Raw genomic sequence first — 13147 nt, forward strand, 5'->3', positions numbered from 1 at the left:
CACATTCTCCTAATTCCAATGTTAAAAAAATATTAAAAAAAATCTTTTGCCTGAATATACTGTATTTGTTGAATAAATCAAAAATCGAAAATATGCCCGTATAATTGTGTAGGGGTGATAATTGTGTATATTGTTTATTATTAAAATAACAAAATATTAGGTGTTGTCACTGTGAATTGTGAAATGACCTTTATAGTTATGTTTATAAGATTACCAATATATAATAATATCTTGTTTAGTGGTTTTGGGTTGTTTAAGGTGGATTTTTTATTGTGTTGTGAAAATTAAAGGCTCTTTTACTGAACAACACTAGTTGGTTAACCAGGTGCTTTGGGTGCTTCTATAATAGGTATGCATTCGGCTTACAAAACCAAAAGCATACCTAATATAGAAGCATATAGCAAGTGTTAATTGTTTTAAGGAATGCTATAACTATAGTATTATTTCATGAAATAAGCCTGAAGGAAACGGATAAATGTCGATCAGGCTCCTCCGCTTTCAAGGCTTTTGCTGATTATTCTGATTTAGAAAGTATATTTTTAAAATAATGAGGGCGCACAGCCTTTATAAAAATCTTCTGATAGTGATTTGAAAAGAAATTATTCTCAATAACGCCTAATGTAGTAGAGGCATGTATGAATTTAATTTCCTCGTCACTAATAACCTCGGTTATCATACCCACATGGGTTACTTGCCTGCTGTTAGCCGATGCTCCAAAAAATACAAGGTCACCTTCTTGTAAATCTTTTACTCTTATGTTTTTGCCAAACGTACTTTGTTCTTCAGAGGTACGTGGTAATTGCACGTCTATACTCTGAAATGAAGTACATAACAAGCCGGAGCAGTCCATGCCCACCCTGGTTGTACCGCCCCATTTGTAGGGAGTTCCTGTATAAGATCGTGCAGTTTTAATCACTGTAGCAATATCTTTGTCAACGTTGCGTGGAGTAGTGGACCGACGGCGACTTTTTCTGTCTTTTGATGCAATTTTACTTTCTTTGCTTCCTCCTTTGCCACCTATCCTGCGCGCTTTTCTATCCTGGCGCTTTTGTTCAGCAATTTCGCGGGCAGACCTGTAAGGCTCGCCTTTCTTGCTGAATATAGGTTGAGAAGATTGGCAGGAGGCCATCAATAAAATCAGAAAAATGAAAAGGCTGGCAGTAGAAGCAAAAGTTTTCACAGTAGTCGCTAAATAATATGGTAGAACATATAGTGAACTAAAGTATAGATTAGATATATATTAAAAAAATTGAATTTTAAGAAAATATTGTTAATGGGTTGGTTTATATAACTATCTATATATGTGCATACTGTACTGCTTTTGAGAAGCTTTTATTTAAGCCTATAACTTGTTCTGGAACAGGTAATGGGCTGGACATTCAAAAATAAATTGGAACAAGCAGCTTAGTATATGAGTAGCTATGGTAACTAACCCGGCGATATGTGCGGAATAACTGGTGTTTATGCATTTACTGAAAAAGGTAAAGAAGCCTTTGCTGACCTGGAGAAGTCTACTGTGCAATTAAGGCACCGGGGGCCTGATGCCAGTAACGCTTTTGTGATGGACAAAATTAGCTTTGGAGTTAACAGGTTATCTGTTATAGCTCCAGGCAAAGAGGCAAATCAGCCCCTAACGGATGAAAAAAGACGCTACTGGATCATTTACAATGGAGAAGTCTTCAATTATAAGCAAATCAGAGAGAAGCTTCGAGAGAAGGGAGTAGTTTTTACATCAGACTCCGACACAGAGGTTGTATTGCGTCTTTATATGGATGAGGGGCAGGAGTGCTTAAAAAAGCTCAGCGGCTTTTTTTCTTTTGCCATTTACGATGCTTTAGAAGAAAGTTTATTTATAGCCCGTGATCGTTTTGGGGAAAAGCCGCTGCTGTACTATAAAGATACCGATAAGTTTATTTTTGGTTCGGAGCTAGGAGCACTGCTTATGTTTGATGTTCCACGTGAACTTGACTATACATCTTTGTACCAGTATCTGCAGCTAACTTATATACCTGCACCTGCCAGTATAATAAAAGGAGTAAAAAAGCTGCTGCCAGGGCACTCTCTTTATGTAAGAGGAAACAAAGTAACTGAACATGCCTGGTATCGATTGCCGTTCGATCAGGAAAAGATCAGCCAAAATAAACTTACTTATAAGCAGGGGCAGGCAAAACTAAGAGATGTATTAGAAAGGGCAGTAAGAGAAAGACTAACTGCTGATGTGCCAGTCGGAGCTTTTTTAAGTGGCGGAATAGATTCATCTGTTATGGTAGGCCTGGCATCCGGAATATCACCAGGCATAAAAACTTTCTCGCTGGGGTTTAAGGATAACTCATTTTTTGATGAAACGAAGTATGCCAGGTTAGTTGCCAAGAAATTCAGGACAAACCACACAGAATTGCATTTGTCATTGCAGGACTTGTATGGCTGCTTTAAGGAGGTATTGCAGCGCTTTAGTGAACCTTTTGCCGATTCCTCGGCTTTGGCTGTGTATGCTTTAAGTAAGCATGCTGCAACTGATGTAAAAGTTATTTTGTCAGGAGACGGAGCGGATGAACTTTTTGCCGGCTATAATAAGCACAGAGCAGAATACAAGCTGTTACACAGGGGTTTAGCAGAAATAACTGTAAAAGGTTTAGCGCCTCTTTGGAAGATGTTGCCGCAATCGCGCAACTCTTTTTGGGCAAACAAAGTAAGACAGTTCCAACGATTTGCAGCTGGAGCTCAATTGTCAGAAAAAGATCGTTACTGGTTATGGGCAAGCTGGCAGAATGAAACGGAAGCCTTGCATGTATGCAGTGCGCAGACAAGAGAAAATATCAACAGAAGGTTGTATAGCGCCAGAAAAAGTAGATTGCTGAATTGCCTGCATGCCGAAAGATTTGATCTGAACAATGTTTTATGTGCAGACTGGCAGCTTGTTTTAGGAAATGATATGCTACCCAAAATCGATTTAATGGGTATGGCAAACGGAGTAGAGATCAGGAGCCCATTCTTGGATCATCGGGTAGTTAAATTTGCCTTTTCACTACCAGTTTCTGCTAAAATTGACGCGACATATCAGAAAAAAATTCTTAGAGATACTTTTAAGGACCTGATACCTGCGGAGCTGCAGAACCGTTCTAAAAAAGGGTTCGAAGTGCCGTTACTTGCATTGCTGAAACAGGAAGCCGGAAATGAGATCAGCTATTTGCTTTCAGATGAGTACCTCCGCTGGCAAGGCATATTCGATGCCAAAGAGGTGAGAAAGCTGGTAGAATCGCTTTCAATTCGTAGCCCGCATGACGCACCTTCCAAGCTATGGAGTTTGTTGGTTTTTCAGTCGTGGTGGAGCAGGTGGATGCAGTAAAAATATTATTAAATAACTTTTTTTATATATATCTTGATAATTCAAATATTAACTCTATATTTGATATCTGGTAAAGTAGTATAACACACTAGAAATAAGTATTTTAATTAAATAACAACCAGTCATTTTATGAAAATAGCTGTAGTAGGCACGGGTTATGTAGGCTTGGTAACAGGCACCTGTTTTGCCGAGGTGGGTATAGATGTAACCTGCATCGACATTGATAAGCGCAAGATCGAGAATTTAAAGCAAGGCATCCTTCCGATCTACGAGCCGGGCCTGGAAGAGATGGTGCTGCGCAACACGCAGAAAGAGCGCCTCTCTTTCTCCACCGACATAGCCACGAGCGTGCAGGGCTGCGATGTGGCCTTTATCGCCGTGGGCACCCCTCCCGGCGAAGACGGCAGCGCCGACCTGAAGTACGTGCTGGCCGTTGCCCGCAGCATCGGCCAGAACATCAACGACTACACGGTGGTGGTGACCAAGAGCACCGTGCCCGTGGGCACGGCCAGGAAGGTGCAGCAGGCGATCGAAGAGGAACTGGAACTGCGCGGGGTGAACATCCCCTTCGACGTGGCCTCCAACCCGGAGTTCCTCAAAGAGGGGGCAGCCATCGACGACTTCCTCAAGCCTGACCGCATCGTGGTGGGGGTATCCTCCGAGCGGGCCGAAGAGGTGATGACTAAGCTCTACAAGCCCTTCCTGATGAACGGCCACCCGCTCATTTTCATGGACGTGCCTTCGGCTGAGATGACCAAGTACGCAGCCAACGCCATGCTGGCCACCAAGATCAGCTTCATGAACGACATCGCCAACCTCTGCGAGGTGATGGGCGCCGACGTGAACATGGTGCGCAAGGGCATCGGCTCCGACGCCCGCATCGGCAACAAGTTCATCTACCCGGGCATCGGCTACGGCGGCTCGTGCTTTCCCAAAGACGTGAAGGCGCTCATCAGGACGGCCTCCGAGAACGGCTACGAGATGCAGGTGCTCAAGGCGGTGGAGAGCGTGAACGAGAACCAGAAGTCGGTGCTCTACAACAAGATATACAAGCACTTCGACGGCGAACTGGCCGGCAAAACCTTCGCCGTGTGGGGGCTTTCGTTCAAACCCAAGACGGACGACATGCGGGAGGCTCCTTCGCTGGTGATCATTCAGAAGCTGCTGGAGCAGGGAGCCAAGGTGCGAGCCTACGACCCGGTGGCCATGAAGGAGGCAGAGCACACCCTGAAAGACAGCATCTACTACGGCAAGGACGAGTATGAGGCGCTCATAGACGCCGATGCCCTGCTGCTGGTGACCGAGTGGCCGGAGTTCCGGTCTCCCAACTTCAACGTGGTGGGCAAACTGATGAAGGGCCAGGTGATCTTCGACGGCCGCAACATCTACGACGCAGCGGAGTTGCGCGAGAAGGGCTTTAGCTACTACGGCATAGGCATTAAGCAAGGTGTACAACAAGAAAACGCAGCAGTATAAAGTATTATGGCGAAGAAACGTGTATTGATTACAGGCGGTGCAGGCTTTTTAGGCTCTCACCTGTGTGATAGATTCATAAAAGAAGGCTACCATGTTATTGCCATGGATAACCTTATAACCGGGAATATAGAAAACATTGAGCATCTGTTTAAGCTGCCTCAGTTTGAGTTCTATCACCATGATGTATCCAAATTTGTGCATGTGCCTGGTGAACTAGACTATATTTTGCATTTTGCTTCTCCGGCAAGCCCTATCGATTACCTGAAGATTCCTATCCAGACACTAAAAGTAGGCTCTTTAGGTACGCATAACTTGCTGGGATTAGCTAAAGCCAAAGGAGCCCGCATGCTGATCGCTTCTACTTCGGAAGTTTACGGCGATCCAGAGGTGCATCCGCAGCAGGAAGATTATTGGGGAAATGTAAACCCGGTAGGTCCAAGAGGCTGCTACGATGAAGCCAAGCGTTTTCAGGAGGCCATGACAATGGCTTACCATATGCACCATGGCCTGGAAACCAGAATTGTGCGTATTTTCAATACCTATGGTCCTCGTATGCGTCTGGATGATGGCCGCGTGTTGCCGGCTTTCCTGAGCCAGGCACTTAGAGGTGAACCGCTAAGCATATTCGGCGATGGCAGCCAGACCCGCTCATTCTGCTATGTAGATGATCTGATAGAAGGTATTTATCGCCTCTTGTTAAGCGATTATGCCATGCCTGTTAATATTGGTAATCCTTCAGAAATAACAATTAAAGAGTTTGCTGAAGAAATTTGCAAGCTTACAGGTGTGGAGCTGAAGGTGGAATATCAGCCGCTGCCTAAGGACGATCCGCAGAAACGCCAACCAAACATTACAAAAGCAAAAGAGATATTAGGTTGGGAGCCCAAAGTTGACAGAGCTGAAGGCTTGCGAAAAACATTGGAATATTTCAAAGAGAAAGTGGCTATGCCAGAAGAGGTTTAAGCCAGTATATACAAAATAATTCAGAAACGGCGGTTGGAGGTAAAGTCTTTAGCCGCCGTTTTTATTTGCATCAGTTAAGTAAGACGGATCGGAGCCGCTGTCCGGCTTTCCCATCAAACTTATACAGCCAGTCTTCTTCAAACTTTTTCTTGTTAGGCAGCTGCTCTTGGTGAAGTTGATCTATTTTTGGCAGTACATGATGCAGTTCGTCCAGGTGGTAAACCGGATAAGCAACACCATAATCCACAAAAGATTTAGACACAAGTAACCTGCCTGCCGGATGGTTTTCTAATGTAAGGACTGTGGTAAAAGGGAGAGAGGCTAAAGGAAGCAGGTAAGTGGAGGTAAAACCTATAATCAGTTGTGTATTGGGCAGGATGTGCTGCAATTCAGAATCAGAAATAATTTGAGCTATACCTTTGTGGTTCCAATACTGCCAGGTATCTGTTGGTTGCCTGGGGTGTGGCTTTATATAAAGCTTATACCCATACTTTTGGCAGATGCTTATAAACCGATATTGAAAATCTTTATAGTTCTCTTCATTCCAGCCATATATTCCCACAGTAGCCAACCCCTGGTCTATAAAGATCATATTCCTTTTCTGGTCTGTGCTCTTATACTTTAATCCGTGGAGGTAGTCAAAGGTTGGTATGCCGATGAAATCCACAGTTGTTTCTTCTGAAATGTTATTGGCAAATTGATGGTACTCGAACGTTTTTTTACTAATAGCAATATAAGCAGTAGGATTTTTGTACATAAATGAGCTTACCTGCAAGGCTTTGGCAGAAATAGAAGAATTACACTGCTTTTGTAACTTTTTGATGCTTTTTATTAAAAATAGTCGGGCTTTGGCTCTGGGAAGGAATTGTATTAACTTTTTCATATTTCTCCTTAAGCTAGAATCTTTGTGTGCAGGAGTAAGGTACTGCTGTAGCCTGACATTAATGTTAATATCACGGATGCCATGATCGATAATATAACTCCTGATACCAGCTATTTTACAAGCAGTATTTAAAAGTATATGAAATTTAGAGGCTATATAATGAAATAAAACTTTTGTAGGTTTTACCTTGTCCAGTAAATCAAACACATCTCTATAGTCTCCCCAGTAAACGGCTTTTCCATAGGATAGGTAATGTTGATTGGTTTCTTCCTGAGGAGAGACAAATTCGGCAAAAAAGAAGTTGAAGTCATTTTTACAGGCCTCGAAATAAGTTAAGAAGTCATGCCTGTTGTAGTTGTATACAATTAAAATATTTGCTTTTTCCTGCGCCATTGATCAAATGTGCTTAGCTAATAAAATGTTTCGGAGCCTTTCTCCGGATCTACCGTCAAACTTGTACAGCCAATCTTCTTCGAATTTCTTTTTGTTCGGCAGCTGTGCCTGGTGTAGCTCTTTAATATTTGCAAGAGCCGCTTCAAGATCTTCTGGTTTATAAACAGGATGAGCCACTCCTGCATCTACAAAAGGTCTGGAAACCAGGAAATCTCCTGCCGGATGATTTTCAAAAGTTAGAATTGTTGTGTGTTCGAATGCGGCAAACGGCATTAAGTAAGTAGAGTAAAACCCAAGCACAACGGGTATGGAGGCAGCCTTCGCAGCTACATCATCATCACGCAGAAGAATACATTGTCCTTTTTTCTCGGCCGCTAACCAGGGCTTAACCTGTTGTAACGGGTGAGGCTTCACGTAAAGTTTAAGCTGTTGCTGCTCACATATAGTAATAAGATGCTGCATAAACTGTTGCTTATAGCCCTTGTTCCACCTAAACAAGCCTTGTTCTGCTAAAGGCTGATCTACCAGTAAAATAGCTTTCTCTGTTTCAGCAGATAATACTCCTGCTAAATGGTCGAAATAGGGTACACCTATAAAAGTAACCTTCTGGTCAGGAGGAAGCGCGTCGAATTTTTGGCGTACTTTAAAAACGTTTGCACTGAACGAAATGTACGATTCTGCTAACCGCCTGCGTGAGTTTAAGCTTCTGAAAGCAGCAAGGGGAAGTGTCTTTCTTTTTGTTGTGATAAAATCTTTCAGATAGGCTGCGTTTTCAGGAGAAAGCGCTCGGATCGTTTTATGCAGAAACAGCTTGCTTTTTATCCTGGAGTAAAGCTGTGTAATTTTCTTTGCCATAGAGGCTATTCTCTGCAAAGCGGGGACAGGTGGATGGTAAGAAACTGCAGGATTAAAGGCTATACCATAATCAGCCAACATACCATGTTCCAGGTGGAAGGTGGGTATTGTAAGTTCCTGGCAGGCGAGGTTTAAGGCTACCTGAAAATAAGTGTCGATATAAAGGAAAACTACTTTAGCCGGCCTTTCTTTCAAGAGCAGATCATGCGCATGCGTGTAGTCTTTCCAGTAGATACTATTGCCAAATGTTCTGTAATAGTTGCTCTTTTCTTCGGTTCCGGAGGAAAAGTGCAGGAATTTAAAATGTATATCGCCTTTGCACAACTTTAAAAGAGCAACATAGTCTTCTCTGTTGTAATCTCCTACAAATAATACAGTGGGTGCCTTAGGCTTAGAAATAGACATGCTATATTTGTAATAAGCTGCTCACACAAAGAAAGCCAATGACTAATATTCTTGTTGTTGTTCCGGTTATTGCCCGTGAAGGTGTCACTTCATTAGTTATTCCACAGATCAACGAACTGGCTAAAAGAGGTTTTTCTGTGACACTTGCTGTTCTTTCGCGTATAAAATTAGAAAATAATGCATCAAGTCTGACAAGAGTTAAGGTGTATGAGCTTAAAAGTTCAGAAAGTTACCTTTCAGCTAAAGCCGTACTAACCGCTGCTCTTCTTGCAAAAAGTCTTGGAACTATCGTAAAGAAAGAGCACATCAGTGTGGTTATTGCACATACACCTTATGCGCACTTCCTGGCAAGACTAGTAAAGCTTACAGTGAAACCGCCCTTAACACTTAAACTTGTACAATACTTTCATTTTCCACAATTTCTGCAATTTCCCAATAATACGATGCGCAGGAAATTGTTTCATGCTTTTATGGGGCGGCTGGCACTAAAGCTGGATGATGTGCACATTTCGGTTTCGAAGCAAGTAAAGTCTGATATTGAGGAAAATCTGATAAAGCTAAAGGAGCATCATGTACTCTATAATACACTTCCTCCAGATAAAAATGAAACTATTGTAGCCCGGGAGCAGCTAAGAGAGTGGTGGAAGAATGCTGATAGCTTTAAAGTTTTACTTCCAGGCCGACTGGATTACAACAAGGGGCAGCTCTTTTTTCTGGAAGTTTTTAAGGAGTTTGTGGGCGCAGAGAATTTACAAGCGGATCAGGTTGAGTTATTGGTTGTGGGAGAGGGGCTGATACAGCAAGAGCTATACGATAGCATAAAGCAGCTTAACCTAGACAAATACATAGTGCTGTCTGGTGCTTTGCCTTATCAAGACGTTGGCTGCCTGATGCATAAAGCCGATGTGGTGGTGGTGCCTTCGGAGTTGGAGGGGATGCCAATGGTGGTGTTAGAGGCGCTGCGGGTAAAATCTGTTGTGTTGGCGTCTGATATTGGCGGCATTAATGAAGTAATAGCAAATGGTGTCACAGGCTTTCTTTTTAGGAAGAGAAACAAAAGCGATTGCCTGCAAAAATTGAATTATATCTATAAGAACAGAACAAAAGAATTGGTCGATAAAGCGAAAATAGACGAGGAATTTCAAACCAGGCTTTCATTTGAACACCATATACAGCAACTTATAGCCTTGGTAGTTACTAAGCCGTAAATGTATATGGTGCGACAGGTGCTGTTTATTTGCTACTGGGGAATAGAAGATGTATTAACAGCTTCTACTGTTTTGCCGTGGGTAAGAAAACTGGAGCAATTGCCGGCTATTCATCAGATTGTATTAACTACCATGGAGCGTGAGGGCTCGTGCAATGTACTTACCTCTGATAAAACAAAGCATGTGCCGCTTTACCCAAAGTTACTTGGCAGTCCTCTATTATCAAAAATAAGCGATTTTATAGATTTACCTTCACAGTTAATAAAGATCGCAAAAGACCATACAATAGATCTTATAATTGCCTATAGCTCTCCGGCAGGCGCTTTGGCGCATAAAGTGTGCATGCAAACCCATATTCCTTACCTTGTTGGCTCTTTCGAACCGCATGCTGATTATATGGTAGAATCAGGTGTTTGGAGTAAGTATGGCTTAAAGTATCTGTTCCAGAAGCGGTGGGAGCAGAAGCAGAAGCTCTCGGCCTCCGGACTAATGCCGGTTGCTGAAAGCTACAAATATAAGCTGTGGCAGGAAGAGGTTCCCCGTGAAAAAATTATGACAGTACCATGTGCTGTTGATCTGATGCTTTTTCAGTTTGATAAAACTGCGAGAATTGCTGTACGAGAACGCTTAGGTATAGCTCCTGAAGCAATAGTTGGCATTTATGTGGGTAAGTATGGGGGGCTCTACTACGAGCAGGAAGCTTTTCACATCTACCAAAAGTGTTTTCAGTTTTTTCCGGCTTTTTATTTAATCATTCTATCGCCGCAGGAGCCGACGGCTATTGCTCAGTTAATTAACAAGAATCGCCTGCCAGCAGAGAGGATATACACTGCCTATGTGCCTCATAAAGAAATTCCTGCATATCTCTCAGCCTCTGATGTTGCATTTGCAACCTTTAAACCGGGACTTTCCAAAATATATCTGTCGCCTGTAAAAATTGGCGAATACTGGGCAAATGGTTTACCTGTGCTGCTAACAGAAGGTGTCGGCGACGATAGTAATATCATAAAACGGGAGGGTGGTGGAGCTGTATATAATTTAGCTGAGGAAGATAGCCTGGATCGGGCGCTTCAGGAGATACAGCAAATGGTAGGGGATGCCACCCATCGTGAACGAATACCCTTGTTGGCGAAGCAGTACCGTTCTTTCGACAAAGTGACAAAGGCTTTGCAGTATTTTCTGGAGGCGCAAGAGCATAAAAAGCAATGAAGAAGGTTCTGATTGTAGCTCCCTATCCTCTTGGTTGTGCTCCCTCGCAACGCTTTCGTTTCGAGCAGTATTTGCCTGATATGGAGGCTGCTGGACTGGCTTATAAGTTTCAGCCGTTCTGGAGCAGGAAGGCCTGGCTTATGCTCTACCGGAAAGGGTATCTGGGGCAGAAATTGTTTTTTTTGCTGCTAGGTTTTACGAAAAGGCTATGGCTGCTAACTCAGTTGCCTGGTTTTTATTATGTGCTTATTCATCGTGAAGCCACTCCTGTTGGGCCGCCATGGTTTGAGTGGGTAGCAGCTAAACTATTCAGGAAAAAAGTTATTTTCGATTTTGATGATGCTATCTGGTTACCTTATACCTCAGCAGAAAATAAAGTTGCCTCTAGGTTAAAATGGTCTTCCAAAACTAATCAGCTATGCAAGTGGAGCTACAAAGTCAGTTGCGGGAACAGTTATTTGCAGGCTTATGCGCTTCAGGTTAACAGGCGATCGGTGGTCTTGCCAACTACCATCGATATGAATTACCACCGTAAACCAGAGCGGCAGAAGAATGCTAGAACGGTTATCGGCTGGACAGGCTCACACTCTACCCTTCCGTATTTAAATATGCTGGAGCCGGTGCTTCAGCGCTTAGAGCAAAATTATAAGTTCGACTTTGTTGTAATTGCTGACAAAGCACCTGTACTTGATTTAAAATCGCTGGTTTACCTGGTATGGCAAAAAGACACCGAAATTCAGGATCTTTCGAGGTTTGATATAGGTGTAATGCCTTTGCCTGACACAGAGTGGGCTAAGGGGAAGTGTGCTTTCAAAGCACTGCAATACATGGCGTTGGGTATACCGGCAGTGGTATCGGCGGTGGGAGAGAACCAAATTGCTGTGCCAAACGGAGTAGCAGGTTATACCTGTGCTACCTTGGAAGAATGGTATAGGGCATTAGAGAAGCTCCTGCTGCAGGAAACTCTACGTGCCCGGTTAGGAAAAGCGGGCCGGGAGTGGGTACAGGAAAACTATTCGAAACAAGTTTACCTGAATCATTTCCTCCGCCTGTTTTTTTGTTGAACAGGCGGAGGAAAAAGTTTAATCAGCTTCTTTTGTTTTTCTTCAGGTACTCCTTCGCTTCTTTATAGCCTGCAGACTTTTTATCCATGGCGTTCATCACAATAGTGTAGTAATGCTTCGCCTTGGCCGTATCTTTTTCCTGGCTGGAGATGCGGGCCAGGTTTAAGTATGAATTGAGAAAATAACCGGAATCACGTTCTCCGGTCATCTCAGCAAACATAATGGATCTTTGGTAGTATTCTTTTGCTTGTGCTAAATCCCGGTATTTGTGCTGGTTTATATAAGCTAAAATATAAGAAGCGTACCGTCCGCTAATAGGCTCATAGCCGGGCATCTGCTTCTGTAATTTGTTCAGGATGTCCATAGATACCTGTTCTGCCGCAGTAAAATGCCCCTGCACAAATAGCAGGCGGGCATAAAAGCGCTGAAAATAAGCATTATCGGGGTATTTGGTTGCTAAATCTCTCGATAGCACAAGAGCCTCTCCTAAATTGTTTTCTTCATTGGCCAAGATCTTCATCAGAAAAAATTTAGATTCCGGGCCGGTATAAAAGCCATTGTCGGCAACAAAACGCAATTGTTTTAAACCTAATCTTTTATCTCCGTCGGGGAAGAACATCAGCACCGGGCGCAGAAACTTGTAGTTTTCATGAATCCAGACGGCGTAGTAATTGAAAAGTGCTTCACCGAATAAAAATTCAGGACTTAAGCCATTCCCGGCTTTCGCTTTTTCGAGGTATTCCAGGGCACGCTTACTGGCTACAGTTGCTTTGCGCCAGTTGCTTCTTTCTGAGTGCAGCCTGCCTGTAAAACCATAGGCAGCCGATAAAAAGAAGGCAGCTTCAAAATTCTTACTATCTTTTTTATAAAGTTTCTCTGCTTTCTGGATTGTAGAGTCCATGTAAGCAAAGAAAAGATCATCGTATTGTAAGGTCTGGATATTGGTGGGTACAATTTTCCACCAGTTGCTCAAGCCAAGCAGGAAGTATGGTAGCGGATGCTCCGGGTACCGGCGTTTGATGGACTTAAACTGCTTCTCGGCAGTGGCATACTTAAAATTGTAGAGGTTGTCCAGTGCCCCCTCCAACTCATACTGCAGGTCCACATCGAGCAGAAGCATCCCCTTGATATTGCCTGCGCTGGGCATCACATCAATAGAATCCAGTGTGATGTGGCGCATGGCAGTTGTATCTATTTGTGCGTTTTGCTGCTGTGCCATTGATAAGAATGGTAAAGCAGCTAAAACTGCCATAAATAAAAACTTTTTCATGGATATTTTCAAGTTCGATGTTCTGATTAAATCGCTGCCTGTGGCTGCATCAGGGGCGATAAAAGTACAACAATT

General features: G+C 43.2%; 10 protein-coding genes. 6 read left to right on the plus strand and 4 right to left on the minus strand.

What is annotated here, in order from left to right; genetic code table 11:
• Positions 1 to 514 precede the first annotated feature (514 nt).
• Positions 515 to 1180: a C40 family peptidase gene (locus C1N53_RS21685; RefSeq protein WP_240773330.1), complete on the minus strand. Its 666-nt coding sequence runs from the start codon at positions 1178 to 1180 to the stop codon at positions 515 to 517.
• Positions 1181 to 1441: 261 nt separating this feature from the next.
• Here C1N53_RS21685 and asnB point away from each other — a divergent pair, with 261 nt between their 5' ends.
• From asnB to C1N53_RS21700, 3 genes are all read left to right on the plus strand, one after another.
• Complete coding sequence (gene asnB / locus C1N53_RS21690; RefSeq protein WP_137761288.1) at positions 1442 to 3346, plus strand: asparagine synthase (glutamine-hydrolyzing); 1905 nt, start codon at positions 1442 to 1444, stop codon at positions 3344 to 3346.
• Between the two features lie 129 nt (positions 3347 to 3475).
• Positions 3476 to 4822: a UDP-glucose/GDP-mannose dehydrogenase family protein gene (locus C1N53_RS21695; RefSeq protein WP_137761289.1), complete on the plus strand. Its 1347-nt coding sequence runs from the start codon at positions 3476 to 3478 to the stop codon at positions 4820 to 4822.
• A 6-nt stretch (positions 4823 to 4828) separates the two neighbouring features.
• The gene (locus tag C1N53_RS21700) at positions 4829 to 5785 is read left to right on the plus strand and encodes a UDP-glucuronic acid decarboxylase family protein (protein WP_137761290.1); all 957 of its coding nucleotides are present in this window, start codon (positions 4829 to 4831) and stop codon (positions 5783 to 5785) included.
• Between the two features lie 70 nt (positions 5786 to 5855).
• Here C1N53_RS21700 and C1N53_RS21705 read toward each other — a convergent pair whose 3' ends face one another.
• On the minus strand, positions 5856 to 7061 hold the full coding sequence (locus C1N53_RS21705) for a polysialyltransferase family glycosyltransferase (protein WP_137761291.1): 1206 nt from the start codon (positions 7059 to 7061) through the stop codon (positions 5856 to 5858).
• A gap of 3 nt (positions 7062 to 7064) precedes the next feature.
• The gene (locus C1N53_RS21710; RefSeq protein ID WP_137761292.1) at positions 7065 to 8321 is read right to left on the minus strand and encodes a polysialyltransferase family glycosyltransferase; all 1257 of its coding nucleotides are present in this window, start codon (positions 8319 to 8321) and stop codon (positions 7065 to 7067) included.
• Between the two features lie 38 nt (positions 8322 to 8359).
• Between C1N53_RS21710 and C1N53_RS21715 the strand changes: the two genes are divergently transcribed.
• From C1N53_RS21715 to C1N53_RS21725, 3 genes are read left to right on the plus strand one after another with little or no spacing between them, the layout of a single operon-like run.
• Entirely contained in the window at positions 8360 to 9529 is a 1170-nt protein-coding gene (locus C1N53_RS21715; protein ID WP_137761293.1) for a glycosyltransferase family 4 protein, read from the plus strand.
• A gap of 6 nt (positions 9530 to 9535) precedes the next feature.
• The gene (locus tag C1N53_RS21720) at positions 9536 to 10738 is read left to right on the plus strand and encodes a glycosyltransferase family 4 protein (protein ID WP_137761294.1); all 1203 of its coding nucleotides are present in this window, start codon (positions 9536 to 9538) and stop codon (positions 10736 to 10738) included.
• The gene (locus C1N53_RS21725; protein ID WP_137761295.1) at positions 10735 to 11802 is read left to right on the plus strand and encodes a glycosyltransferase; all 1068 of its coding nucleotides are present in this window, start codon (positions 10735 to 10737) and stop codon (positions 11800 to 11802) included. The genes C1N53_RS21720 and C1N53_RS21725 overlap by 4 nt, the downstream gene beginning before the upstream one ends.
• A 22-nt stretch (positions 11803 to 11824) precedes the next feature.
• Here the strand turns inward: C1N53_RS21725 and C1N53_RS21730 are convergent, their stop codons facing one another.
• Positions 11825 to 13072, minus strand: coding sequence for a M48 family metallopeptidase (locus C1N53_RS21730; protein WP_137761296.1), 1248 nt, complete (start codon positions 13070 to 13072; stop codon positions 11825 to 11827).
• Positions 13073 to 13147 lie beyond the last annotated feature (75 nt).

Origin of the sequence: Pontibacter sp. SGAir0037, assembly GCF_005491705.1 — a bacterium.
GTDB lineage: Bacteria > Bacteroidota > Bacteroidia > Cytophagales > Hymenobacteraceae > Pontibacter.